The organism is Aquiluna borgnonia (assembly GCF_013283855.1).
GTDB lineage: Bacteria > Actinomycetota > Actinomycetes > Actinomycetales > Microbacteriaceae > Aquiluna > Aquiluna borgnonia.
In genome coordinates, this window is the sequence record NZ_CP054056.1 from 110915 (window position 1) to 137702 (window position 26788).

The window sequence follows — 26788 nt, forward strand, 5'->3', positions numbered from 1 at the left end:
GAGGGTGCGTAATCTCCTGCTTGGTTGGTGGTTGCTCGCTCTCAAACCAGGCGCTCCATATGGGTTCCTGGAAACCAAGAAAGAAAGAGAACGAATGTTCAAGAACTCGACTCGTAGGGGTCTAGCTATTGGTGCAGGTCTCTCGTTGGTCCTGTCCGGTGTAGTTTCTGCACCAGCACAGGCAGCTGGCGAAGTTGTCCTAGCTCCCCTAGCCGGTACTTCCACCACGACGTTCGTGACCGAGAAGTTCGATCTGCTCGCTAGCCTCGCTCCTGGACAGGTAGCTGGAAACATTGCCCAGCTTAAGTACAAGATCGAGAAGGCAAGCGGATCTGCAGTTAGCTACTCAGCTACCGCAACCACTTCTGCAGTAACCGCAGTTGGCTCCGCAAATGCAATCGCATCTGCCACCACCAGCTTCGTTGTTGCTCCGGCCGCGACTTCCGCAACCGTGCCAAACAAGCTATCCATTGCAATTGTTGGCGCAAATTCCGTTTCTGCATCAGTTGACGTAAAGGTTTCTGCCTTCATCGACTCAAACAGCAACGACTCCCTAGACTCTGGCGAATTCGTAGCAGAGCGCACCGTTTCCTTCAAGAAGTACTCTGACGTCACCTCAACCGTGGCTGTAACTCAGGGTGCAGAGGGCGACACCGCCGTCAAGGCAACCGCGACTCTGACCGACATCAACACCGACCAGCTAACCGGTTCTGACATCACCGTCAAGTTCACCGTTAGCGGATCTGACCTAGCTACCGCAGTTGCTGCTTCGAGCGGAGTATTTACTTCGACCGACAGCCTGTCATTGGCCAAGGACGCAACCGTTTCGGCAGCTGTTAGCTACCGCTCGGTGAAGATCGGTGCTTCTTCAGCAACCATGACCGTTACCAACAAGAGCGTTCTACGCGTCACCACCTCTGGTGTTGTCGGAGACAACTTGAAGGCAAACGGCTCTGACGCTGTTATTGCTCGTCTAAACAGCGCATTTGCTGTCAAGGCAATCGTTTCCTCTTCAGCTTCTGGTGCAGTTGCAGTGGCCGGTGCTGCGGTATCTGTTCAGGTATCGACCAGCGCGACCCTGACCAGCACCAAGAGCCTGACCGTCAACGGAACCACCTACACCACAAACGCCAGCTTGCCAACTCTTTCGTTGACTTCCGACGCTAACGGTGAGGCACTGGTCAACGTAACCCCAGCTGGTTTCGTAACCTCCGAGACTGTCACCTTCATTGTGAAGAGCCAGAACAACACCACCAACAACCTCGTTGCTTCGTTCGCGACTCCAACCTGGACCGTATCTTCGACCGATCACGGCTACCTAAAGGCAGCACCTGGTGCAGCTGTAACCGTGAACTACCAGGTCAAGGACCAGTGGGGCGCGCTAACCACCAACGCTTACCGCGTTGTTGCTAGCTACGACGGAACCACCAAGTACACCAACCTGTCCGGTGGCAAGGCAGCAGTGAGCTTCACTGCTACCACCTCGAACAACGTGTCTTCAAACGTAACCAACGGTTCGATTCAGTCTCAGGACAGCAGCACGCTGAACTGGTCTGACGTAGCTGGTGTAACCACCGCTTCGGCAATCGCTCTGTTGGCTACCAGCACCGCTGACGCATTCGACGTTTCTCCTGCTGCAACTGCAAGCGCAACCATTTCGCGTGCAATCACCAGCGGTGTGAAGCTAGACAACGCAGTTGAGCTAACTGGTTCTGTAAACAACGCCGGTGCAACCGTTACCGTAACCGGAACCGGTGTTGAGTTCTCAAAGACTGGCGACACTGCAACTTCGGTTGGTTCGATCACCCTGAACACTGACGCAAGCGGACACTTTACTGTAAGTGCATACGTAAAGACCGTCGGTGCAAAGACCGTGACCTACACCGTTGGAACCGCAACCAAGACCACCGTAATCACCCCGGCTGCTGCTGCTGGAACCGCAGGTAAGACCCTGACTGTTACCGCAGACGACCGTGTTGACTCAGGTGTAACCCTGATTGCAACCATCAAGCTAGTTGACGAGTACGGCAACCCAGTTGCTGCAGACAACGCTGGCACCGAGGACTTCTCAGTAACCGCAACCGGGCTTGGCTTTGCTGTAGCAGCAATGCCAACCAAGCTAAACAGCAACGGTGAGGCAACTGTCGCAGTTCTACTCGGATCAGCTGACGCTGGCTCGGTTGTATTCACTGCAACTTACGACGCAGATGGCACTGGAACCGCTAAGGCAGCAGTAACCGCAACCAAGACCGTAACGGTCGGAGCTGCAGAGGTTAACGCTGTAATCGGTTCATTCCAGGGCCGTTGGGCAGTTCGCGTTGAGAACGCCAAGGGTCAGGTTGTAAGCGTCAAGGTCGGTGGCAAGTGGTACCGCTACACCGCGTTGAACAACAACTACGTGTTCTCTCGCAAGAGCAAGGTCGGCGCTTCCGTATTGGTCCGTGTCTGGGTCAACGGTGAGCTGCAGAACGAGCAGACCACAACCATCAAGTAATTACAGTTACTAAACCCAGTGCCCCTTGGATTGCCAAGGGGCACTGCACTTTAAATGGCAGCTTTTAGGATTAGCCCGAGGTGAATGGCGCGCTTAGCTGCTTCCGCTCTGCCGTGAACTCCGAGAGCTCGGAAGATCTTCACGGTTTCCTGGCGAATAGTTGACTCAGAGAGAATCATCTCCTGAGCGATCTGGGCGTTGGTCTTGCCATCTGCCAAGCCTTGAAGGATCAGCATCTGCCTCGATGTGAGAGTCTCAGGAGACGCCTGCTCAAAACCTCCGGATTGCGTTGAGAAGCTTCCGCTCGACTTGGCAAGGCCTAGAGAGTCAAGCCAGAGCGCTGTGATCTTCGAAAGGGTCTTGAGCGCCAGGGTCGAAACCTTTCCAAAGGGAGGCTCGCTGGCTGAAGGGTTTGAGACCACGGCCATTAGGCCGACGGGCTCTTGGCCTTTCAACAGCGGAATCGCCAAAACCTTGACTTCAGAGCCATCTGGCTCGTGGTGTGAAACATGGTTGGTTTCACCATTTCTTACTGTCTCGCTGAACGGGTGCTCGTCCCAAACTGAGAGGTTTCCAAACTGGACGGTTTTTCCGTAGCTTCCAACCAGGCCGAAACGAGCCTGGTTGTCGATGGCTAGCAGTTGTGCCCCAACCGTCTGGTTTCCCGAGAGCTTTGAGTGCACAAGCTTTTTACACATTTCGGATGCCGAAACAGATGCGGTCACCAGGTCGGTGTAGTTCTCTACTAGATCAAATTCATATTCAGTGGGCAAGGCTCCTCCAGCCGCTGGGGGGGGGTCGTAATGGCCATGTAAGAACTGTTGCACGGACAAAATGACAAGGCGAGAGCGGGTGAGTCCCCCATTTCGGTGTTGTCCAGACAACAAATAGACAAGTCCAGTTTGAGGTACTGAGCCCTTAGTAACGACTCCAACCCCCCTCTGGTTACCTAACACTGTAAGGGTGGGGTATCTCCTGCTTGGTTGGTGGTAACGCGCTCTTACAACCCTTCTAGACCCATGTTTATTAGGGAAACCAAGAAAGAAAGAGAACTAATGTTCAAGACCGATTCTCGTAAGGGAATTGCCGCTGCAGCTGCAGCAGTCCTAGCCTTCGCAGGCTTGACTGTTTCTGCTCCTGCACAGGCGGCTGTAGGCCTGAATGTAGAGCCGAACAAGGGCTCCACCTATGCGGTGCCAGTTAACGACCGCATGGACATCAGGGTTTACACCGATGGCATCTCCCAGGACCTAATTTCAAACCTGAAGTTCAAGGTCACCACTGATGGTTCAATCACCTTGAAGTACAACACTGCAACTGCCAGCCCAGCTGGCAACACCAACGCGACCGCACTGTCTGCTGGAACCACCAGCAACGTGATTTCCTCGGTCACCAAGTCTGCCGGTGTCGCCACCGTGCTGTCCTTGGCTGTCGATGGTGCAACCTACACCTCTGCTTCTGAGACAGTAACTGTTGTTGCTTGGCTTGACGCTGATGGTGACGGCGAGGTGGATGACACCTATGCGTCCTCAGCAATCTCTGTGAACTTCGTAGACGGTGACAACATCACCTGGACCACTGAGTTCGCAACTCCTGCCCTAGGTGCAACCAGCATCGATGCATTCGTTTCATCAAACGACATCAACATGCAGGCTCTGAATGGAACCATTCACTTCACCTTCAAGGAAGTTGCAACTCGATCTGACGCAGTTACCGCCTCCTACAACACCACAGCAGCCAAGTTCAAGGCAACTGCGACTTCTGCTTCGTGGGGAGTGAATGCAACTTCGTTCTCGTCCTCCGGTTCGGTTTCTGCTACCGCGAAGTACAGCTACGCAGCCTCTGCAAGCTACACGTCTGTGGTTGATTCCGCTCTGACCAACATCGGTTCTGAAATCGTTCGCCAGACTGGTGCAACTTCCGTTGCACTGATCAACGGCGTAAGCGCATCTGCAACCACCACCAACACCAAGGTATCTGGCAGCCGAATCACTGTTTCGCCAACTGCAACCACTTTGAAGTTGACCGCAGCAGCACTTACGGATTCAGGTGCCGTTGGAGTCAAGGATCAGACCATGACATTCAAGGTGACCGAAGTTGGTGCAGCCGGAATGGACGCAGGTAGCGTCTTGACCGTTGGTTCCACCAGCATCAAGTTCCCAAACACTGGAAAGATCGAGGACGGTTCCTTCACCGCTACGACTGACGCGGACGGTATCGCTACCATCGAAATCAGCCTTGCAGGAATCAAGAAGGACACTTCGTTCACCGTTGCTGCTTCCACCCCTGGTGTTGCAGCAGTAACCACCACTGTTACCTTCAAGGAAGCAGAAGCTGCATCCGTCAAGCTAACCAACGTTGCAATTGCGACTGGCGTTACCCCGGTAATCGTCGTTGCCAAGAGCACCGCCGTTGACCTGACCTTTGCAGTTCTGGACACTTACGGTGCCCTAATCTCTGGATCGGGCTACGCTGTGCGTGTTGACCAGGGTGCAATCACCGTTTCCAACGGAGTATCCGCTGGAAAGGCAACTGTTACCTTCCCAGGCTACTCGACAGCTGCCACCTACAACTTGACTGCTAATGTCACCAAAGATGGCGCCCTGGTGAGCGGCCTAACCGCTGAGAACATTACCCTGAAGGTGTCGTCCGCTGGAGTACCTGCAGCTGTTTCGCAGACCTCGACTGGTCTTGGAACTTCAGACGCAGCTACCCTGTCCCTGACCACCAAGGATTGGAAGAACGCTGACACTCGCCTAGGTGAGTCAGCTGCATCCTCTCTTGACGGGGGCAAGTTGCTGACCGGTATCGTGACTGACGCAAGTGGAAACGCTGTTGCCGGTGCAACCGTGACCCTTACTGGTTCTGACCTGTTCTTCAACGTTGCTGGTTTGGTTTACACCACTGGCACCGCGACTGTAGTAACTGACGCTGCTGGATCATACTCAGCTACCGTCTACGCTCAGAAGACCGGCAAGAAGACCGTAACCATCGCATCTGGTGCAGCTACCAAGGCTGTTGACCTGTACTACGTTGCTGCTGCAACCTCGTCGGGTACCGTCTTGGCAGTAACCACTAACGCTACCGGTGACATTGCAGCCCCAGGCACCACCATCCGCGCAACTGTGAAGCTAACTGACAAGTTCGGCAACCCAGTTGCAGCAGATGACGCCAACGGTGAGGCATTCTCCGTGACCGTAACCGGCCCTGGATTTGTCAGCGCCATTCCAACCAAGCTGAGCAAGACCGGTGAGGCTACCCTTAACGTATTGCTTGGTTCGAAGGATGAGGGCAGCGTTGTATTCACTGCTTCCTACGATGGCGATGGAGATGGAACTGCCAAGGCCGCAATCACTTCCACCAAGACCATCGTGGTCCAGGAAGTTACCGTGGAGGCCAACGCAGTCATCGGTTCCTTCCAGGGCCGTTGGGCAGTCCGTGTTGAGAACGCCAAGGGATCAACCGTTACTGTCAAGGTCGGTGGCAAGTGGTACAAGTACGTCTCACTGAACGACAACTACACCTTCTCTCGCAAGAGCAAGGTCGGCGCAACTGTGCCGGTCAAGGTGTGGGTTGACGGTCAGCTGCAGAACGACCAGACCCTAACCATCAAGTAATTGAACTAACCGAAACCGGGTGGGAGCAATCCCACCCGGTTTCCATTTAATGTTTTTCGTTGCCTTGTAGGCTTGAACCAGTTTCCAAAGGACATCGATTTGAAAAAAGCACTGATTATTGGAATTACCGGCCAAGACGGCTCTTACCTCGCCGAGCTATTGCTGGATAAGGGCTACGAGGTTCACGGTCTGATCCGCCGTGCGTCGACATTTAACACCTCTCGTATAAATCACCTTTATCAGGATCGCCATGACGGTTCTCCTCGATTGCTCCTGCACTACGGTGATCTATCTGATGGCTCAAGATTGGTGTCCTTGATTGCTGAACTACAGCCAGATGAGATCTACAACCTTGGCGCTCAGTCTCACGTGAGAGTCTCCTTTGATGAGCCGGAGTACACGGGTGACATCACCGGAGTCGGAACCACGCGAGTTCTTGAGGCTGTGAGGCTGGTTTCACCCCAGAGTCGTTTCTACCAGGCTTCGTCCTCTGAGATGTTTGGCGCTACTCCTCCGCCTCAGAACGAAGAGACGCCTTTTTACCCACGCTCTCCTTATGGTGCGGCGAAGGTTTACTCATACTGGATGACCAAGAACTACAGAGAGGCCTACGGACTCTTTGCTGTGAATGGCATTCTGTTTAATCACGAGTCACCTCGCCGTGGTGAGACATTTGTTACTCGAAAGATCACTAGGGCCGCGGCAAAGATTAAGGCTGGTCTGCAGAGCAAGCTCTACCTTGGAAATCTTGATGCTGTTCGAGACTGGGGTTACACCCCCGAATACGTTGAAGGAATGTGGCGAATGCTGCAGCACGATAAGCCAATGGACTACGTGCTGGCAACTGGTCATGCCGCCACCATCAGGGACTTCCTTGACTACACCTTTGAGCACATTGGATTGAGCTGGCAGGACTACGTGGATTTTGATTCCCGTTACCTTCGCCCAACCGAGGTTGACGCTCTAATTGGAGATGCTTCCTTGGCTGAACGAGAACTTGGATGGAAAGCTCAGACTCTAACTCCAGATTTGGCAAAGATCATGGTTGAGGCAGATGTCGAGGCTCTCAGCCATGAGGGCTCTCACTGGATTGATAAGCCTAAGTTTCTCTGATGCCACAGTTTGCTCTTGACCGCTCGGCAACCTTTTATGTTGCTGGCCACAACGGCATGGTTGGCTCGGCAATCAAACGTCACCTTGAAGCCTCAGGATTCACCTCAGTCATTGGTGAGAGCTCAAGAGATTTAGACCTCACTGACCGATTAGCAACTTTTGAGTACTTTGCTGAGCACAAGCCAGAGTATGTGGTTTTGGCTGCCGCCAAGGTTGGTGGGATTCTGGCGAACAACACCTACCCTGCAGACTTTTTGAGTGTGAACCTGCAAATTCAAGTGAATGTTATGGACGCTGCCCAGCAGCATGGTGTTGAGCGACTTTTGTTCATGGGATCAAGTTGCATCTACCCAAAGTTTGCTCCGCAGCCCATTCCCGAAGATGCTCTGCTCACTGGTCACCTCGAGAGCACAAACGACGCTTATGCGATTGCCAAGATTGCTGGAATCACCCAGGTTCAATCGGTCCGCCGCCAGCATGGCAGAGCTTGGATCTCTGCCATGCCATCAAACCTTTACGGACCGGGCGATAACTACTCGGAGCAGGGCTCTCACGTTCTTCCGGCGCTAATACGCAGATACGAGCAGGCTCGGCTTAGCGGTGCTCCAACTGTGACGAACTGGGGCAGCGGAACACCGCTGCGAGAGTTTTTGTATGTTGATGACCTTGCAGAGGCTGCGTTGTTTCTTCTGGAGAATTACGACGACGCCAGCCATGTGAATGTTGGCTCTGGCGAAGACCTGAGCATCAAAGAATTGGCCGAAATGGTAGCCGAGCTCATTGGCTACGAGGGCGAGACTCTTTGGGACACCGCTAAGCCGGATGGAACCCCCAGAAAGCTTCTCGATGTCTCCCTCATTGAGTCAATGGGCTGGAAGGCAAAGACCTCACTGCGTGAGGGAATCGCAAGATCTATCGCCGATTACCGCAGTCGGTTCTAGTCTGCTAGGCCGTAGAGGCGATCGCCTGCGTCTCCTAAGCCTGGAACGATGTAGCCAACCTCATTTAGCTTCTCGTCGAGGGCACCCAGAACGATTTTTACCTCTCGTCCCTGCCACTTGCTGGCTAGGTGCTCTTCAACCGCTCTAACGCCCTCTGGGGCCCCCAGCAGGCATACGCAGGTGACGCTCGATGCTCCGCGGTCAAAGATGTAGTCGATTGAGTCAATCAGTGTTCCACCCGTGGCGAGCATCGGATCAATAATGAACACCTGTCGGTTATCCAGCTGATCTGGAAGTCGATTCGCATAGGTGTAGGGCTGCAGGGTTTCTTCGTTGCGCTTGATCCCCAAGAACCCAACCTCGGCGGTTGGGAGCAGCTTTGTCATGCCCTCAAGCATTCCAAGCCCAGCTCTGAGCACGGGGACAATTAGCGGCCTGGGCTTGGAGAGCTTGAGGCCTTTGGTTGTGGTGAGCGGAGTTTGAACTTCAACGCTCTCTACCCTCACGTCTCTGGTCGCCTCGTAAGCCAGCAGGGTGACGAGTTCCTCAACCAGCAATCTAAAGATTGGAGATGGGGTTGCCATGTCTCGTAGGATGCTGATTTTGTGGGAGATCAGTGGGTGGTTGGCTATTAGAAGCTGCATGCCGATACTCTGCCAGCTTTTTACCTAAATCTAAAGTTGACCAACTTGCCTGCCAGCCAGGTGGCTAGGATTACCCACGGTTCCCAGATTGGCCAGAGCAGCTTCATTGCTGGTCCATAGTGCTTACGCCTGACTTTGCTTGCCTCGGTGACGCTGGTCATGCGTTTTCTCACGGAGAGGGAAGTTGGATGCCAACGGAACTGGGCGAGCACCTGGTTGGTGAAAATGATTGGCCCCACGTTGGAGAGCTTTAAGAACAAATCAAAATCAAATGCCAGATTGAACTCATCACTGAGCCCACCGGATTCCAGATAGGCGCTGGATCTCATGATTGATCCCGGTTGCGGAATCAGCTGGGGTCCAAAACTTAGAATCTTGGCGGCCCAGGGGCCGCTGGCATTGGTGAACATTTTTTTGCCTTGAGCATCTATGTAGTCGCAGCCTCCGTAAACCATTGCTGCCGTTGGGTTTTGCTCTAGAGCCGCAATTGCCGCGTGAACGCTTCCTGGGGTGAGCAGATCGTCATCACCGAGCCAGGCGACAAAGTCGCAACCGACCAGGGCCTGAAGCAAAAGTTTGTGAAGTTTTGATGCCAGACCACCGTTTGGGTCTTCTGCCACCAGATCAACACCCGCTGGCAGGACTGCCCTAACCTGCTCGAGTTTTGACTGGGGGCAACCAATCAATACTTTGATTTCGTGGCTGGTTTGCTGAGAGATTATGGAATCTATAGCGAGTGGCAAATACTCCGGCCTGGTGTAGGCGGTGGGGATGACAAAGGCTATTTTGCTCACTGGTCGATGGTATCCCAGAAGAACTAAACCTTAGGATTCATGAGTGGACCTAGAGAAATACATGCACCTTGCCCTAGAGCAGGCTTCCCTAGCGGGCAGCGAAGTGCCGGTTGGTGCCGTGCTGGTTAGCAGTGCCGGTGAGGTGCTTGCTGTTGGCCATAACCTCAGGGAGCAAAAGTCAGACCCAACCTCTCATGCCGAGATTGAGGTCATTCGGGCTGCTGCCGCTGCTGGCGGAGATTGGAGGCTCGAGGAAACCACACTGTTTGTGACGTTGGAGCCCTGCGTCATGTGTGCGGGGGCGATTGTTGCAGCCAGGATTCCGAGGGTGGTTTTTGGGGCGTGGGACGAGCGGGTTGGGGCTGCTGGCTCAATCTACGATGTGCTGCGAGATTCCAGGCTGGGAAAGCCCCTCGAGGTTATCCCCGGCGTCTTGGAGGAGCAGTGCTCCAGGGTGCTAAAAGAGTTCTTTGAGGCTAAACGCTGAGGTTTGCTAAGCTTTCCCCCGGTGACGTGTCCGAGCGGCCGAAGGTGCAACTCTCGAAAAGTTGTGTGGGTGAAAGTCCACCGTGGGTTCAAATCCCACCGTCACCGCCATCAGATTTGGAGAAAGCAAGCTGCTTTCTCCATTGGTGTTTAAGGATTGCAATTGGCAGAACTAGACCTCACCGAGGATCTTGTAGCACTCGAATCGGTGCTCACCTCGGTCTTGGCTGTGTCTAAGCCCAACGAGCTTGCGGCTGAGATTGATGCCCTGGAGGCTGAGGCAGCGGATCCCAACATTTGGAATGACCAGGAGAAAGCCCAACGCGTTACCAGTGCGCTGTCTCGGCTCAAGGCTAAGCGTCAAAAGCTAGACGGTGCGGTTTCAAGGCTTGATGATCTAAAGGTTTTGCTGGAGCTGGCCAATGCTGAAAATGACATTGAGGCTAAGGCTGAAGTTAGACATGAACTGCGCCTGCTGACACAGGCCATTGATTCGCTTGAGGTTGAGACGCTGTTGAACGGTGAGTATGACTCGCGCGGGGCGATTGTCACCATTCGCTCTGGTGCCGGGGGAGACGACGCCACTGACTTTGCAGAGATGCTGATGCGGATGTATCTGCGCTACTGCGAAAAGCAGTCCATGAAAACCACTGTTCTTGATATTTCTTATGCCGAGGGGGCTGGGATCAAGAGCGCAACCTTTGAGGTGGATGCGGCATTTGCCTTCGGCTCACTCTCTGTCGAGTCCGGCACTCACCGCCTAGTTCGCATGAGTCCGTTTAATTCTGCAGGGAAGCGACAAACCTCTTTTGCTGCCGTGGAAGTTGTTCCGCTTATTGAAACCACCGATGTGATCGATATCCCTGAGGGGGATATCCGAATTGATGTCTTTAGGTCCTCAGGGCCTGGAGGTCAGTCCGTGAACACCACTGACTCAGCGGTTCGCATCACTCACCTCCCAACCGGAATCGTGGTCTCCTGCCAAAACGAGAAGAGCCAGCTACAGAACAAGGAATCCGCTCTCAGAGTGCTGCAGTCGAGATTGCTTGCCGTCAAGAAGGCTGAAGAAGATGCCAAGAAGAAAGAGCTGGCTGGAGACGTTAAGGCCAGCTGGGGCGAGCAGATGCGCTCCTACGTTCTCGCTCCCTACCAAATGGTCAAAGACCTCAGAACCGAATACGAAGTAAATAACCCGGATGCGGTTTTTGATGGTGATCTGGATGGTTTCATTTCAGCGGGGCTGAAGTGGCGGGCGGGCATCGGCCGCTAGGCCGTGGCAACCGAGCAATAGCTTTAGCGCCGTTTAGTCTTTTCAAAGCATGATTCGCCTAGAGAACGTAACCAAGACCTATAAGGGTGCTGACGCACCTGCCCTGGGTGGGGTTTCGCTTGACATCCAGCGCGGGGAGTTTGTGTTCCTGGTTGGAACCTCGGGGAGCGGGAAGTCCTCCCTGCTGCGCCTAATGATTCGTGAGGAGCGCGTTGACTCCGGTGAGGTGTTAGTTCTCGGGGAGAACCTCAATCGGCTATCAAGCAGCAAGGTGGCTCACTTCCGCCGAAAGCTCGGAGTGGTGTTTCAGGATTTTAGGCTGCTGCCAAATAAGAGCGTCTACCAAAACGTGGCATTTGCCCTGAAGGTAATTGGCAAGCCAAGGGCGTTTATTGAGACCGCGGTTCCAGATGTTCTAGAGCTGGTTGGCCTGGCCCAAAAAGCGGACCGGCTGCCAAGTGCGCTCTCCGGTGGAGAGCAGCAGCGAGTGGCGATAGCCAGGGCGCTGGTGAATCGCCCAGATGTGCTTTTGGCTGATGAGCCAACTGGAAACCTGGACCCTGCAACCAGCAACGAAATTATGAACCTTTTGGAGCGGATTAACCTCTCCGGCACCACTGTAGTGATGGCAACTCACGACCGTGGGATTGTGGACCGCATGCAAAAGCGAGTGATTGAGATCAGAGCTGGGCAGATTGTCCGAGATGCTCAAACCGCTTCCTATCGAGAGATTCCCTCTGATGCGATTGATTTGATTCAAGACCGCCCATTTGGTTTTGGCGGTGAAGCGTGAAGCTAGGTTTCATACTCTCCGAGATGTGGGCGGGGATTCGCTCTAATCTCTCGATGATCATTTCGATCATTTTGGTTTCCTTTGTTTCATTGACTTTCTTGGCCGTGACTTTGTTGCTGCAGCTACAGATCACCCAGATGAAGACCTACTGGTATGACCGCGCTCAGGTCGCGGTCTACCTGTGCAGTGATTTCTCTCCTGAGGAGGCCTGCCCGGCAGGTGGTGTAACCGAAACCCAAAAGATTGCAATCAAGCAGCAGCTGCAGTCCGATGTCCTAAGCCCCTACATCGAAGAGTTTTACTTTGAGTCAAAGGACGATGCTTACACCAAGTTCATAGAGCAGTTTGCTGACTCCCAGGCGGCGCAGTACATAACCGCAGAGCAGCTCAATGAGGCCTACTGGGTTAATCTCAAAGACCCAACCCAATCTGAGCTAATCGTTGAGAGTTTTTCGGGTTTAGATGGCGTTGAGGAAATCAAGGATCAGCGCAGCTACCTCGATGAGATTTTTAGTTTCCTCAATGCCGGAAGCCTCCTTGCCGGAGGAGTAGCGGCCGTGATGTTGCTCAGTGCAACACTGCTGATTGCAACCACCATCCGGCTCAGCGCGCACTCCAGAAGGCGTGAGATTTCCATCATGCGCCTGGTTGGTGCATCAAAGTTTTCGATTCAGCTGCCGTTTGTGCTGGAGGGACTCTTGGCTGCGGTTATGGGCGGTGCTTTGGCATCCGCTGTCACGGTTGCCATCACCCACTACTTTGTGACCGGCTTCTTGGCTCAGCAGCTGGCGTTCACCAGCTTCTTTACTGTGGCGGATGCCCTTATGATTACTCCCTACCTGATTGGCGTTGGATCAGCCCTGGCAATTCTTTCCTCGGCCCTTTCCATCCACCGCTACCTCAGGACCTAACAGGGGAAAAACATGCCAAGGGAGCGTGGGCAAAAACTAGTTGCCCAGAACCGCAAGGCCCGACACGACTACCACATTGAGGACGTGTATGAGGCCGGCCTTGTGCTAACCGGAACCGAGGTTAAGTCCCTGAGGGCTGGCAGGGCTTCGCTGATTGATGGCTTCGCCTCAATCGAGCGCGGCGAGATCTGGTTGGAAAACGTTCACATTCCAGAGTTCTTTGAGGGGTCCTGGACCAATCACTTCACTCGCAGAAAACGCAAACTTCTACTCAACCGCCAGGAGATCTACAAGCTAGCCGGCAAGGTAAAGGAATCGGGCTACACCCTGATTCCGCTGAGTCTCTACTTCAAAGACGGCTATGCCAAGGTTGAGATTGCCCTGGCTAAGGGTAAAAAGGATTACGACAAGCGTCAGACTCTCAAGGAGAAAGACGCAAAGCGCGAGATGAATACCGCCATCAGGGCTCAGAAGACCAGAAACTTTTAGGTCACAAAAAAGTAAAGTCTTTGGAAAAAATTAAGTTGCAGACCATAATTCGCACCCCTTAGGATTGAGGTTTGCATCCCTAACCCATGCCGAACCTCATATTGTGGTTGTTTGGCGCGTAGCAAATGGTGGCACGTAAGTGTTAGGAACGCGAATTTCCCGCCTACATCACAATTCCCTAGGGGTTATTACTTTGGCTGCTGCGAAAAACGCTAAAAAGTCCACTTCCAACTCGCGCTCTGCACTGCGTCCAACCTTTGCAAAGCACCCAGACCCAATCGAGATCCCAGATCTACTCTCGCTTCAGACCGAGAGCTTTGACTGGTTGGTCGGCGCACCTGCGTGGCGAGCAATCGCTGGCGATGATGCCCGCACCGGTCTGGACGAGGTGTTTGAGGAGATCAGCCCCATTGAGGACAGCTCGAACGCTGCCCAGGATGCAAAGATGGGCTTGTCCTTCTCGGAGCCAATGCTGTTTGACCCGCCTTACACCCCTGATGAGTGCAAGGAGAAGGGTAAGAGCTACACCCAGCCGCTCTACATCAAGGCTGAGTTCACCAACTACCTAACCGGTGAGATCAAGAGCCAGACGGTCTTCATGGGTGACTTCCCGGTAATGACCGGCAAGGGAACCTTCATCATCAACGGCACCGAGCGTGTGGTTGTATCCCAGCTGGTTCGCTCCCCAGGTGTTTACTTCTCGGTGTCCACCAACACCACCGGTAACCTCGACGTCCGCAACAACAAGGCTCAGATCATTCCAAGCCGCGGCTCCTACCTGGAGTTCTTGACCGAGTGGGTCAAGGACGAGCGCAAGCCAGCGGCTCGCTTCGGCCAGCCAATTCTGCAGGTTCAGGTTGACCGCAAAACCAAGGTCTCGGCAACCATCTTCCTGAAGGCCCTCGGTATGACCAAGGACGAGATTCGCGCTGAGTTTGCGGACCTGAAGGCCTCGGTTGACGCCAACCCGCTGAACCTGCGTTTTGACGAGGACATCATTGAGCGCACCCTGGAGTATGACGAGTCCAAGGTCTTCGCATCCCCAATTTTGAGCAAGGAAGACGCGCTTCGCGAGGTCTACCGCAAGGTCCGCGGCGAGACCGCGGGTGCCGAGGTTGCTGAGGCTTGGTTGCGCTCCACATACTTCGAGCACAAGCGCTACAACCTTGCTCGCGTGGGTCGCCACAAGCTAAACCGCAAGCTAAACATTGAGCAGGGTGCTGACATCACCACCCTGACCCTGGCTGACATTGTGGCAACCCTGAAGTACCTGTTGCTGTTCGACATCACCTTGGCAAACGGCGTTCAGGCCACCGCGCAGAACGTTGAGTTCACCACCAAGATGAACGGCAAGAAGGTTAGCCTCGTTGTTCGTCCTGACGACATTGACGACTTCTCCAACCGCCGCATTCGCAGCGTCGGTGAGCTGATTCAGAACCAGGTTCGCATCGGTCTTAGCCGTATGGAGCGTGTGGTTCGTGAGCGCATGTCAACCCAGGACATTGAGGCAATAACCCCTCAGACCCTGATCAACCTGCGCCCAGTGGTTTCTGCAATCAAGGAGTTCTTCGGAGCCAGCCAGCTGTCGCAGTTCATGGACCAGAACAACCCACTGGCCGGCCTCGCTCACAAGCGTCGTCTTTCGGCACTGGGACCTGGTGGTATCGCTCGTGAGCGTGCCCAGATGGAGGTTCGTGACGTTCACCCTTCCCACTACGGTCGCATGTGTCCGGTGGAGACCCCAGAAGGTCCAAACATCGGTCTTATCGGTTCGCTAACCGCATTCAGCCGCATCAACACCTTTGGTTTCATTGAGACCCCTTACCGCATTGTCAAAAATGGCAAGGTCACCTCAAAGATCGAGTACCTGGATGCAGCCAGCGAAGACGGCAAGGTCATCGCAGCCGCTGAGACTCCGGTTACTGAAGATGGAACCCTGATTGGCCCTCGTGCATTTGCTCGCTTCCGCGGCGACATGACTGAGGTTGCCGCTGAGGATGTGGACTACCTAGACGTATCCCCTCGCCAGCTGGCTTCGGTTTCCACCTCGCTGATTCCGTTCCTTGAGCACGACGACTCTTCTCGTGCGCTGATGGGTGCAAACATGCAGCGTCAGGCAGTTCCACTGCTGCGCGCCGAGAGCCCATTTGTTGGAACCGGTATGGAGCGCATCGCTGCGATTGACTCGGGAGCCGTTGTGGTTGCCGATGCAGCCGGTGTGGTTGAGGAAATCGATGCAGACAACATCACCGTGATGAACGACGATGGTTCTCGCTCGAGCTACCTGCTGCGCAAGTTTGACCGCTCGAACCAGGGCACCGCAATCAACCAGCGCGCAATCGTGAGCGTTGGAGACCGAATTGAGGTTGGCACCGTGCTGGCCGATGGTCCTTCCACCGAGAACGGTGAACTGGCGCTCGGTAAGAACTTGCTCGTGGCATTCATGCCTTGGGAGGGTTACAACTTCGAAGACGCAATCATCCTGAGCCAGGAGATTGTGAAGCACGACGTGCTTTCCTCAATCCACATTGAGGAGTACGAGGTTGATGCTCGCGACACCAAGCTGGGACCAGAGGAAATTACTGCTGACCTGCCAAACATCTCAGTCGAGGCGCTGGCCCAGCTGGATGAGAACGGCATCATCCGCATTGGTGCCGAGGTTCGTCCGGGAGACATTCTGGTTGGAAAGGTAACCCCTAAGGGTGAGACTGAGCTTTCCGCTGAAGAGCGCCTACTGCGCGCTATCTTCAACGAGAAGAGCCGCGAGGTTCGCGACACCAGCTTGAAGGTTCCTCACGGCGAGCAGGGCACCATCATTGGCGTCAAGGTATTTGACGCCGAGCAGGGTGACGAGCTGGGTGCTGGCGTTAACAAGCGCGTTGTGGTTTACATCGCTCAGAAGCGCAAGATCACCGAGGGTGACAAGCTTGCTGGCCGCCACGGAAACAAGGGTGTTATCGCCAAGATTCTGCCAGTTGAGGACATGCCGTTCATGGAGGATGGAACTCCGGTTGACATCGTTCTGAACCCGCTGGGTATTCCTGGCCGCATGAACTTCGGACAGGTTCTGGAGTCTCACCTCGGTTGGGCTTGCCGCCAGGGTTGGGATGTCAAGGGCGTTGCCAAGTGGGCAGACAACATGGCCAAGGAGCTCTACTCGGCTGAGGCTGGCACCAAGGTTGCCACCCCGGTATTCGATGGTGCGACCAAGAACCAGGTTGCTGGGATTTTGGACCACACCCTGGTTGGCGAAAATGGCAAGCGCCTCATCGACTCCAGCGGTAAGGCACGTCTGTTCGATGGCCGCTCCGGTGAGCCATTCCCAGAGCCAATCGCTGTCGGTGTGAAGTACATGCTGAAGCTCCACCACTTGGTTGACGACAAGATTCACGCTCGTTCGACCGGTCCTTACTCCATGATTACTCAGCAGCCACTTGGTGGTAAGGCTCAGTTCGGTGGCCAGCGCTTTGGTGAGATGGAAGTTTGGGCACTGCAGGCCTACGGTGCTGCGCACACCCTCCAGGAGCTATTGACCATCAAGTCCGATGACATCGCAGGTCGCGTTCGCACCTACGAAGCCATCGTCAAGGGTGACAACATTCAGGCCCCCGGTATCCCAGAGTCCTTCCGCGTTCTAGCCAAGGAAATGCAGTCCCTCGGCCTAAACGTTGAGGTGCTGGACGGTGAGGGTCGAGTCGTGGTTCTCAAGGACGAAGAGTTCGAGACCGATCGCGCCGCCGAGGAGTTGGGCATCAACCTATCTCGCAACGAGAACCTCGCTGCCGAGACCGACTTCAACACCTACCAGTAACCCGATAAAGAATCTGAATAAGGAAAAACTAACGAAATGTCAGTAAGAGTAGAAAACTTCAGTGCCCTTCGGGTTGGTCTTGCAACTTCCGAGGACATCCGCTCCTGGTCCTCAGGCGAGGTAAAGAAGCCTGAGACCATCAACTACAGAACCCTAAAGCCCGAGAAGGACGGACTGTTCTGCGAGAAGATCTTTGGTCCCACCAAGGACTGGGAGTGCTCGTGCGGTAAGTACAAGCGCGTCCGCTTTAAGGGAATCGTCTGTGAGCGCTGTGGCGTTGAGGTAACCAAGTCCTCGGTTCGCCGTGAGCGCATGGGCCACATCGAGCTTGCCGCTCCAGTGACCCACATCTGGTACTTCAAGGGTGTTCCTTCTCGCCTGGGCTACCTGCTCAACATGGCGCCAAAGGACCTCGAGAAGATCATTTACTTCGCCGCTTACCGCGTCATGGACATTGACCACGAGCTCAAGGACGGCGAGTACGACTTAGTTCGCGAGGAGTACGTCTCCCGCATTCGCTCGCTGGTTGACGCTCGCGACGAGGAGTTCGAGGCTGCTGCAGGTGCAGAGCTAGCTGAACTTCGTGAGCTTGGCCTTGAGCTTCAGGTCTCCAACAAGTTCTGGGAGACCCCGCGCTGGGTTGAGAAGCAGTTTGCTAAGACCGTTGAGCAGCTGATCATGGCTGAGGAGAAGGATGCCGACGCATTCTGGTCCGCTCGCGCGCTAGCCCAGGAGACTGATGAGGAGCAGGACGACGCAGTTGTCCGCACCGCGGATGAGACCAAGAAGATCAAGAAGCTCATGGCGGACTTCAAGAAGAAGACCGACAAGATCGTTCGCGAGTACGCTCGTCTGGAGCGCCCATCCAACCTCCACAAGGAGCAGTTGGCATGGCGCATGTTCTTGAACGCTTCGGTTGGCCAGCTTTTGCCAAACGACGTTGTCTTTGACCACTTCGACTACTACTTCTCTGACTACATCATCACCGAGATCGGTGCTGAGGCAGTGCTGCAGGTATTGGCCGCGTTCGATCTCGAGGGTGCTGCTGCAGAGCTGCGCGCCGAGATCGCAACCACCAAGGGCTCAAAGCAGACTCAGGCCATCAAGCGTCTTAAGGTAGTGAACAGCTTCCTGTCCTCCGGGACCCCGCCAACCTCAATGGTGCTCTCGGTGCTGCCGGTGCTACCTCCTGAGATTCGCCCGATGGTTCAGCTGGACGGTGGCCGCTTTGCGACCTCTGACCTAAACGACCTCTACCGCCGCGTGATCAACCGCAACAACCGCCTAAAGCGCTTTGTTGACCTCGGAGCGGTACCAAAGACCATTTTGAACAACGAGAAGCGCATGCTTCAGGAGGCTGTGGACGCACTGTTTGACAACGGTCGCCGCGGTCGTGCCGTTACCGGAACCGGTAACCGTGCACTGAAGTCACTCTCTGACCTACTCAAGGGTAAGCAGGGTCGTTTCCGTCAGAACCTTCTGGGTAAGCGCGTTGACTACTCGGGTCGTTCGGTAATCGTGGTTGGTCCTCAGCTGAAGCTGCACCAGTGTGGTCTTCCAAAGCTGATGGCTCTTGAGCTCTTCAAGCCGTTTGTGATGAAGCGTTTGGTGGACCTGGGTCTAGCCCAGAACATCAAGAGCGCAAAGCGCATGGTTGAGCGTTCACGCCCACAGGTTTGGGGTGTCCTCGAAGAGGTCATCCGCGAGCGTCCAGTGCTACTGAACCGTGCACCAACCCTGCACCGCCTAGGTATTCAGGCCTTTGAGCCGGTACTGGTTGAGGGTAAGGCAATTCAGCTGCACCCGCTGGTCTGTACCGCGTTCAACGCTGACTTCGATGGTGACCAGATGGCTGTCCACCTGCCGCTTTCGGTTGAGGCTCAGGCTGAGGCCCGCATCTTGATGCTCGCTTCGAACAACATTCTGAAGCCTTCGGATGGTCGCCCAGTTGCCACCCCAACCCAGGACATGATCATCGGTCTGTTCCACCTGACCGCAGAAGTTCCTGGCGGCAAGGGTGAGGGTTCGGCTTTCACCTCGATGGCTGAGGCTCAGATGGCGTTTGACCTGCACCACCTAGACCTAGGTGCCAAGGTTCGCATTCGCCTGGAGGGTGAGTTGAAGGAGACTACCTTCGGTCGCGCTCTATTCAACGAGACCCTGCCAGAGGCTTACCCATACGTTGAGATGCAGGTCGGCAAGAAGCAGCTCGGTCAGATCGTTTCCGATCTGGTTGAGATGTTCAGCCGCACCGAGGTAGCTCAGGCACTGGACAAGCTGAAGGATGCAGGTTTCTACTGGGCAACCCGCTCAGGTGTTTCCATGTCCATCTCCGATGCAAACTTCGACCCCAAGGGCGAGTTTGACAAGGAGCGCGCAACCCGCATTCTCAAGGCTGAGAAGGCTCACACCAAGATTCAGGAAGCCTTCGACAATGGTTTGAAGTCTGACCTGGAGCGTCGTGACGAGCTGGGTGCGCTGTGGTTCAAGGAGACCAACGAAATTCAGAAGCTGCTACAGGAATCGATCCCACACGACAACGCCATCTACAAGATGGTTACCTCGGGTGCTCGCGGTAACTGGCTGCAGATTCGTTCCATCATGGGTATGCGTGGACCGGTTGCCACCTCCTCCGGTGACTTCGCTCCGATGCCTGTGAAGGGTAACTACCTGCTGGGCCTAACCCCGCACGAGTACTTCATCAACGCCACCGGTGCCCGTAAGGGTAACGCTGACACCGCCATGAAGACTGCGGCCGCTGGTTACCTAACTCGCCGTCTGGTTGACGTGGCTCAGGATGTCATCATCCAGATCGATGACTGTGGCACCAGCCGCGGTCTAGAGAAGGACCTGCTGGACGACGACCAGGTAGAGCTATCGATCGTGGGCCGCACCAACCTCGCTGACGTCAAGGTTGGCAAGGACGTGCTGGTCAAGGCCGGCGAGAACATCGACCACGCCACCGTGCGCAGACTGAAGGAAGCTGGCGTTGAGACCATCAACGTTCGTTCCGTTCTGACCTGTGAGGCTGAGGCTGGCATCTGTGCTCAGTGCTACGGCGTATCGCTTGCTACCAACCAGAAGGTAACCGTCGGTGAGGCCATCGGTATCATCGCCGCACAGTCGATCGGTGAGCCTGGAACTCAGCTGACCATGCGTACCTTCCACACCGGTGGTGCCGCATCCGAGGCTAAGAAGCAGACCATTTTGAAGTCCATCGGTGGTCAGAAGGTTCGTGTTGAGCGTCTGATCTCCTATGACATCACCCAGGGTCTAAACGGTGTTACCGACCTGCTTGAGGCCCGCGTTGGTTGGCGTCAAGCTGGCAAGGTTGCAGTTATGGCCTTCTGGAACGGAAAGGTCGACATCATCGAGAAGGTCTCCGCCACCGGCGCAAAGAGCTTCGATGTCTACGTCCGCCCACAGGGTGAGGCTGCGGAGAAGGAAGCTGAGTCTTTGGCTCTGCAGTACAGCTTCTCCCGCACCGCTTCCAAGACCTTCAAGAAGCTAAGCCCATACCTCCCAATCACCACCGTCACCAACATCGGTGACCTGGTTGTCGAGAAGGGTCAGGTCGTTGAGGCCGGAGACTACATCGTGGATGGAACCCCAATTCCTCACGAGGTGCTGATGATCAAGGGTGCTCGTGAAGCAGCAGCCGAGATCATTCGCGGTGTCCAGGCGATCTACGGCTCCCAGGGTGTTCCGCTGCACGACAAGCACCTCGAGGTGATTGTTCGTCAGATGCTGAACAAGGTAACCGTCATCGACTCCGGCGACACCGAAATGCTGCCGGGTGAGATCATCGACCGCCAGCGCTTCGCAGTTCAGAACCGTGCAGCTGTTGCTCAGGGCCTAAAGCCTGCGTCAGCTCGTCAAGAGGTGATGGGTATGACCCGTGCATCGCTTGCTGCTCAGTCTTGGCTGTCTGCCGCTTCGTTCCAGGAGACCACCCGAGTTCTAACTCAGGCCGCTCTGGACCGCCGCGAAGACCGCCTGGTTGGACTGAAGGAGAACGTCATCATCGGAAAGCTAATCCCAGCCGGAACCGGTCTGCTAGCTCACCGCGACTTCGAGGTGGACGGCACCGAAGAGGCCAAGGCAGAGCGCTACCCGAACCGTATCTGGTCGGATGCATCGTTCGATGACGCTGACCTGAGCTCTCAAGAGCTGTCGATGTCAATCGCAGATCCGTTCTCAATCGACGAGAACTAACGCTTCAAAAAAGGGGAACGCCTACCGGTTACGGTAGGCGTTTTTCTTTGCTAATTTTGGGTTGAAATTCATACGGGGGTAGTGATGAAGCGTTTTATTTCCATGGCACTGGCAGCACTTTTGCTCGCTGGCTTTCAGAGTCAGGGAGCAACGGCGGCAACTGTGACCAAGGTCCAGTTTGTGGCGGGGTTTTCGGGAACCAACGTAAAACTTAGTTCTAGCCAAGCAGCACTAATCAAAAAAGCTTGGAGCAAATATCCGCTGGCCGAAACCGTTCATTGCTTGGCCCTGGTTCAAAAGTCCAAGGACACTGTGTACGCCAGGGCTCGAGCAAAAAGCGCCTGCGACTATCTCAAAAAATTGGATGGCGATCTGAGAACGTTCGTCATTACCGCAGACACCAATTTAGCCAAGGACTCAGGTCAGATAGAACTGCAGTTCCGCTGGTCGACCACTACTGCTAATCAACCGGCCGTGAAAATGGTTGAGACCGAAGCCATTACTTTCAAAATCAACCCGAACTACCAGGTTGGAAAACCCTGCGGAGGCGGCTTTGGCTGGCAGGTGCTGGGCAATGATGCCCAGGGCAAGCCGGCTTACTTGAAGTGTGCGATGAAATCGGGGGGTAGCGGTCTGTTCCAATTGGACAGCTCAATGCCAAAAATCGACCCGGTTACTCGCAAACCCCTGGTACCGGAAACTGTGCCAACCAAATCCCTTTTTGGCTACTCGCCAAATCTTTACATCGTCCCCAAGGTGGTCACCACCGCTCCCAAAACAACTTTGTCCGCAGGTTCCTTCACGGACTACTCAAAGTGCAAGGTGGCCGCAGGTGACGATGGTTCGCTCGACAAAGGATTTGGTTTTCCATTGCCAGAGCTTCGTGCGGACCTAAAACCCAACTTCAAGATTCTTGTGATTCCGGTTCAATTCACCGACCACTTGACCAAAAACAAACCCGCCGATGACATGGGTGACGTGGTTTCGGCGCTCACAAACTTCTACACTCGCGCCTCCAGCGTTCCGGTTAGTTTTGACTGGACCATCCCGGACTCCTATTACCAAATGGGTAAGTCGATTGACTCCTTCAAGCTTGGGATTGAGTTCGACAAAACTTTCAACACCGACTTTTGGACCAACTACCGTAAGTACCTGCAGGCGGCCATTGATTTGGTCGATAAGGACTACGACTTTTCAAAATACGATGCTGTGATCATTGAAGAGCCAAGGACCGTCACGGATGCGGAACACGGAATGTTTATTCCGCATGCCCCGGGCAAAGCAGGCGAAAGTGACGGACTCTACTCGGATGAAGGTCAAATTCTCAATCTGTTAGTCACTGGCAATGATGAGAGTCGAGATGTTCCAAACTGGCTGCACGAATTTGGCCACCTTTTCGGACTACCTGACAGAAACTGGCAGGTTGGCTCCAAGAATGGGTTTGATCTTATGTGGGGTTGGTATGGCTCGCCCGAACTTGCAGCTTGGAACCGTTGGCTGCTGGGCGTGCTGAAGGATTCACAGGTTGATTGCAAGACTGATCAAGAATCATCGATTCACCTAGTTCAACCGGTTGCGTGGGTTGGTGATTACAAAAAGGCTGTGGTCATACCGGTTTCAGATCACGAGGTCATCGTTGTGGAATCAAGGCGTCGCCAGGGCTATGACGCCCTGTTCGGTAAGGAGTCGGAGGGCGCTTACGCCTACCGAATTGACACTTCGGCCAAGATCTATTCACCCGACACGAAAAAACCAGTAGACGTTTTGGCCCCCAAGCGAAGCAAGCCGATTATGGACTGGGCGTTGGACGCAGCGCTTGACCCAGGTGAGTCCGTGTCCTCAGATGGATGGAAGATTGAGGTCCTTGAGTCCGGGGCCTTTGGCGATGTCATTAAGGTGTCCAAAGTCAACTAAAAACTATTTGACCACCCGTCACTAATGAATGTATGCTTGGCGAGGTTCGTGTGAAGACGCGAATTAGGCCCAGAACCTCTTGTCGCTGAGGCGGGGTCAAAAATCTTCGGAAACTGTGCAGATTCCTGCGCGCCGAAGGAAGCCTAAATAAGGAGAAATAGTGCCAACAATTCAGCAGTTGGTTCGCAAGGGTAGGAGCCCGAAGGTCACTAAGACCAAGGCACCTGCACTGAAGGCAAACCCACAGCAGCGTGGCGTGTGTACCCGCGTGTACACCACCACCCCTAAGAAGCCAAACTCTGCGCTTCGTAAGGTAGCTCGTGTGAAGTTGTCCAACGGTGTGGAAGTAACCGCCTACATCCCGGGCGAGGGCCACAACCTGCAGGAGCACTCGATGGTGCTTGTCCGCGGTGGCCGTGTTAAGGACCTACCAGGTGTTCGCTACAAGATCGTTCGTGGCGCACTAGACACCCAGGCAGTAAAGAACCGTAAGCAGGCTCGCAGCCAATACGGTGCAAAGAAGGGTAAGTAATTAGATGCCACGTAAAGGCCCAGTCGCTAAGCGTCCAGTCGTATCCGACCCGGTTTACGGCTCACCAGTAGTTTCCCAGCTGGTCAACAAGATCTTGCTTCACGGCAAGAAGAGCTTGGCTGAAGCAATCGTTTACGGTGCCCTAGAGGGCACCAACCGCAAGAACGGTGACGACCCAGTGGTAACCCTCAAGAAGGCACTGGACAACATTCGTCCAACCGTTGAGGTTCGCTCCCGTCGCGTTGGTGGTTCCACCTACCAGGTTCCAGTTGAGGTTAAGAGCCACCGTGCCAACACCTTGGCTATGCGCTGGTTGGTCAGCTACGCCAAGAACCGTCGCGAGAAGACCATGACCGAGCGTCTAATGAACGAGATCCTCGATGCATCCAACGGCCTAGGTGCTGCTGTGAAGCGTCGTGAGGACACTCACAAGATGGCAGAGTCCAACAAGGCCTTCGCACACTACCGCTGGTAATCCAGCAAGCATCCGCCAGAGCTGTTTACCCAGCGTTTCACTGGCGGATGTATTCATTAACCAGATAAACAAACTCAAACTTCGGAGGACACCGTGGCACAAGACGTGCTCACCGACCTGAACAAGGTTCGCAACATCGGCATCATGGCGCACATTGACGCCGGTAAGACCACCACCACTGAGCGAATCCTGTTCTACACCGGTATCACTCACAAGATCGGTGAGGTGCACGACGGTGCCGCCACCATGGACTGGATGGAGCAGGAGCAGGAGCGCGGTATCACCATTACTTCGGCTGCTACCACCTGTTTCTGGAACAAGAACCAGATCAACATTATTGACACCCCAGGTCACGTGGACTTCACCGTTGAGGTTGAGCGTTCACTTCGCGTGCTGGACGGTGCCGTTGCAGTATTCGATGGCAAGGAAGGTGTTGAGCCTCAGTCTGAGACCGTTTGGCGCCAGGCCGACAAGTACGACGTTCCTCGCATCTGCTTTGTCAACAAGATGGACAAGATGGGTGCAGATTTCTACTTCACCGTCAAGACCATTGTTGAGCGCCTAGGTGCAAAGCCTCTGGTTATTCAGCTTCCAATCGGTGCCGAGAGCGACTTCCAGGGTGTTATCGACCTGGTCGAGATGAAGGCTCTAACCTGGCGCGGAGACGTCGAGATGGGTGCCAAGTACGAGGTTGAGGAGATCCCTGCGGACCTCAAGGCCAAGGCTGACGAGTACCGTGCCCAGCTGATCGAGGCCGTAGCTGACACCAGCGAAGAGCTGATGGAGAAGTACTTTGCCGGCGAGGAGCTAACCGTCGCCGAGATCAAAGCTGGTATCCGCCACCTAACCGTCAACTCCCTGATGTACCCAATTCTCTGTGGCTCTGCTTTCAAGAACAAGGGTGTTCAGCCGATGCTTGACGCGGTTATCGACTACCTACCTTCGCCGCTGGATGTTCCTGCCACCGAGGGTGGAGACCCTCGCGACGAGGAGAAGCGCCTAATCCGCAAGCCTGACACCAAGGAGCCTTTTGCTGCTCTGGCGTTCAAGGTTATGACCCACCCATTCTTTGGTCGCCTGACCTACATCCGCGTGTACTCCGGTCACGCTGAGTCCGGCACCCAGGTTATTAACTCCACCAAGGGCCGCAAGGAGCGCATCGGAAAGCTATTCCAGATGCACGCCAACAAGGAAAACCCAGTGGACTCGGTAACCGCAGGTCACATCTACGCTGCCATCGGTTTGAAGGACACCACCACCGGTGACACCCTGTGTGACCCGGACAACCAGATTGTCCTGGAGACCATGACCTTCCCAGAGCCAGTTATCTCGGTTGCTATTGAGCCAAAGACCAAGGGTGACCAGGAGAAGCTAGGCCTTGCAATCCAGAAGTTGGCCGAAGAGGACCCAACCTTCCGCGTTGAGCACGACCACGAGACCGGCCAGACCGTTATCTCCGGAATGGGTGAGCTTCACCTAGACATTCTGGTTGACCGTATGCGCCGTGAGTTCAAGGTTGAGGCGAACGTAGGTAAGCCTCAGGTTGCCTACCGCGAGACCATTCGTCGCGTTGTCGACAAGCACGACTACACCCACAAGAAGCAGACCGGTGGTTCTGGTCAGTTCGCCAAGGTCCAGATCAAGCTGGAGCCTATGGAGGTTGAGGGTGACAAGACCTACGAGTTCGTAGACGCCGTTACCGGTGGTCGCGTTCCTCGCGAGTACATTCCTTCGGTTGATGCCGGTATGCGTGACGCCATGCAGTCCGGTGTGCTAGCCGGCTACCCAGTTGTTGGTGTCAAGGCGACTCTGCTCGATGGTGCTTACCACGATGTTGACTCGTCTGAAATGGCATTCAAGCTTGCAGGTTCGATGGTCTTCAAGGAGGCCGCTCGTCTTGCCAACCCAGTTCTGCTCGAGCCGTTGATGGCGGTTGAGGTGCGTACCCCTGAGGAATACATGGGTGACGTTATCGGTGACCTAAACTCCAGGCGCGGGCAGATCCAGTCCATGGACGACGCCAGTGGCGTGAAGGTTGTCCGTGCACTGGTTCCACTATCCGAGATGTTCGGTTACGTTGGTGACCTTCGTTCCAAGACCTCTGGACGCGCTGTGTACTCGATGACTTTCGAGACCTACGCCGAGGTTCCAAGGAACGTCGCTGACGAGATCGTTCAGAAGGCAAAGGGCGAGTAGTCAAGCTACTGGTCTTTTGACTAAGATAGAAAGTCTGTAAACCCCAAATCAGAGTCGGCCACCTGGTCGATGATTTACTACGGATCCATCAGG

18 protein-coding genes and 1 tRNA gene are annotated in these 26788 nt (G+C 54.8%); 16 read left to right on the forward strand and 3 right to left on the reverse strand.

All coding sequences use genetic code 11. The features are described 5' to 3' along the window. Positions 1-94 precede the first annotated feature (94 nt). On the forward strand, positions 95-2494 hold the full coding sequence (locus HRU87_RS00635; RefSeq protein WP_173493052.1) for a beta strand repeat-containing protein: 2400 nt from the start codon (positions 95-97) through the stop codon (positions 2492-2494). A gap of 50 nt (positions 2495-2544) precedes the next feature. On the opposite strand, the gene HRU87_RS00640 is transcribed toward HRU87_RS00635, so the two are convergent. Beyond that, the gene (locus HRU87_RS00640) at positions 2545-3267 is read right to left on the reverse strand and encodes a response regulator transcription factor (protein ID WP_173493053.1); all 723 of its coding nucleotides are present in this window, start codon (positions 3265-3267) and stop codon (positions 2545-2547) included. A 282-nt stretch (positions 3268-3549) separates the two neighbouring features. Between HRU87_RS00640 and HRU87_RS00645 the strand changes: the two genes are divergently transcribed. The 3 genes from HRU87_RS00645 (at position 3550) to HRU87_RS00655 (ending at position 8165) form a co-directional block, all read left to right on the forward strand. After that, positions 3550-6111: a beta strand repeat-containing protein gene (locus HRU87_RS00645; protein ID WP_173493054.1), complete on the forward strand. Its 2562-nt coding sequence runs from the start codon at positions 3550-3552 to the stop codon at positions 6109-6111. Between the two features lie 72 nt (positions 6112-6183). Further along, a complete protein-coding gene (gene gmd / locus HRU87_RS00650) occupies positions 6184-7224 on the forward strand; it encodes a GDP-mannose 4,6-dehydratase (protein WP_246247284.1) in 1041 nt (346 codons plus the stop codon). Next, positions 7224-8165, forward strand: coding sequence for a GDP-L-fucose synthase family protein (locus tag HRU87_RS00655; protein WP_173493055.1), 942 nt, complete (start codon positions 7224-7226; stop codon positions 8163-8165). Before gmd ends, HRU87_RS00655 begins: the two co-directional genes overlap by 1 nt. On the opposite strand, the gene upp is transcribed toward HRU87_RS00655, so the two are convergent. Together upp and HRU87_RS00665 are read right to left on the reverse strand one after the other, a co-directional pair. Beyond that, positions 8162-8809, reverse strand: a complete 648-nt coding sequence (gene upp, locus HRU87_RS00660) for a uracil phosphoribosyltransferase (protein ID WP_173493056.1) — start codon at positions 8807-8809, stop codon at positions 8162-8164. The genes HRU87_RS00655 and upp overlap by 4 nt on opposite strands. Positions 8810-8829: 20 nt before the next feature. Then, positions 8830-9603, reverse strand: coding sequence for a glycosyltransferase (locus HRU87_RS00665; RefSeq protein WP_173493057.1), 774 nt, complete (start codon positions 9601-9603; stop codon positions 8830-8832). Positions 9604-9646: 43 nt separating this feature from the next. Here HRU87_RS00665 and HRU87_RS00670 point away from each other — a divergent pair, with 43 nt between their 5' ends. From HRU87_RS00670 to fusA, 12 genes are all read left to right on the forward strand, one after another. Next, the gene (locus HRU87_RS00670; RefSeq protein ID WP_246247287.1) at positions 9647-10090 is read left to right on the forward strand and encodes a nucleoside deaminase; all 444 of its coding nucleotides are present in this window, start codon (positions 9647-9649) and stop codon (positions 10088-10090) included. A 20-nt stretch (positions 10091-10110) separates the two neighbouring features. Continuing rightward, positions 10111-10200 (forward strand) — tRNA-Ser (locus HRU87_RS00675). A 52-nt stretch (positions 10201-10252) separates the two neighbouring features. Then, positions 10253-11359 carry a peptide chain release factor 2 gene (prfB, locus tag HRU87_RS00680; RefSeq protein WP_173493058.1) on the forward strand — a complete coding sequence of 369 codons (1107 nt, stop codon included), beginning with the start codon at positions 10253-10255 and terminating at the stop codon, positions 11357-11359. Between the two features lie 49 nt (positions 11360-11408). Continuing rightward, positions 11409-12152 carry a cell division ATP-binding protein FtsE gene (gene ftsE / locus HRU87_RS00685; RefSeq protein WP_173493059.1) on the forward strand — a complete coding sequence of 248 codons (744 nt, stop codon included), beginning with the start codon at positions 11409-11411 and terminating at the stop codon, positions 12150-12152. After that, positions 12149-13063, forward strand: a complete 915-nt coding sequence (ftsX, locus tag HRU87_RS00690; protein ID WP_173493060.1) for a permease-like cell division protein FtsX — start codon at positions 12149-12151, stop codon at positions 13061-13063. Before ftsE ends, ftsX begins: the two co-directional genes overlap by 4 nt. A gap of 12 nt (positions 13064-13075) precedes the next feature. After that, positions 13076-13552, forward strand: a complete 477-nt coding sequence (gene smpB, locus HRU87_RS00695; RefSeq protein WP_173493061.1) for an SsrA-binding protein SmpB — start codon at positions 13076-13078, stop codon at positions 13550-13552. Between the two features lie 193 nt (positions 13553-13745). Then, positions 13746-17363, forward strand: coding sequence for a DNA-directed RNA polymerase subunit beta (gene rpoB, locus HRU87_RS00700; protein WP_173493062.1), 3618 nt, complete (start codon positions 13746-13748; stop codon positions 17361-17363). Between the two features lie 36 nt (positions 17364-17399). After that, positions 17400-21578, forward strand: coding sequence for a DNA-directed RNA polymerase subunit beta' (gene rpoC / locus HRU87_RS00705; RefSeq protein WP_173493063.1), 4179 nt, complete (start codon positions 17400-17402; stop codon positions 21576-21578). A gap of 84 nt (positions 21579-21662) precedes the next feature. Further along, a complete protein-coding gene (locus HRU87_RS00710; RefSeq protein ID WP_173493064.1) occupies positions 21663-23492 on the forward strand; it encodes a metallopeptidase domain-containing protein in 1830 nt (609 codons plus the stop codon). 160 nt (positions 23493-23652) lie between these two features. Next, positions 23653-24024, forward strand: a complete 372-nt coding sequence (gene rpsL / locus HRU87_RS00715; RefSeq protein WP_173493065.1) for a 30S ribosomal protein S12 — start codon at positions 23653-23655, stop codon at positions 24022-24024. A gap of 4 nt (positions 24025-24028) precedes the next feature. Next, positions 24029-24499, forward strand: coding sequence for a 30S ribosomal protein S7 (gene rpsG, locus HRU87_RS00720; RefSeq protein ID WP_173493066.1), 471 nt, complete (start codon positions 24029-24031; stop codon positions 24497-24499). A 93-nt stretch (positions 24500-24592) separates the two neighbouring features. After that, a complete protein-coding gene (fusA, locus tag HRU87_RS00725) occupies positions 24593-26695 on the forward strand; it encodes an elongation factor G (protein WP_173493067.1) in 2103 nt (700 codons plus the stop codon). The last annotated feature ends 93 nt before the right edge of the window (positions 26696-26788 follow it).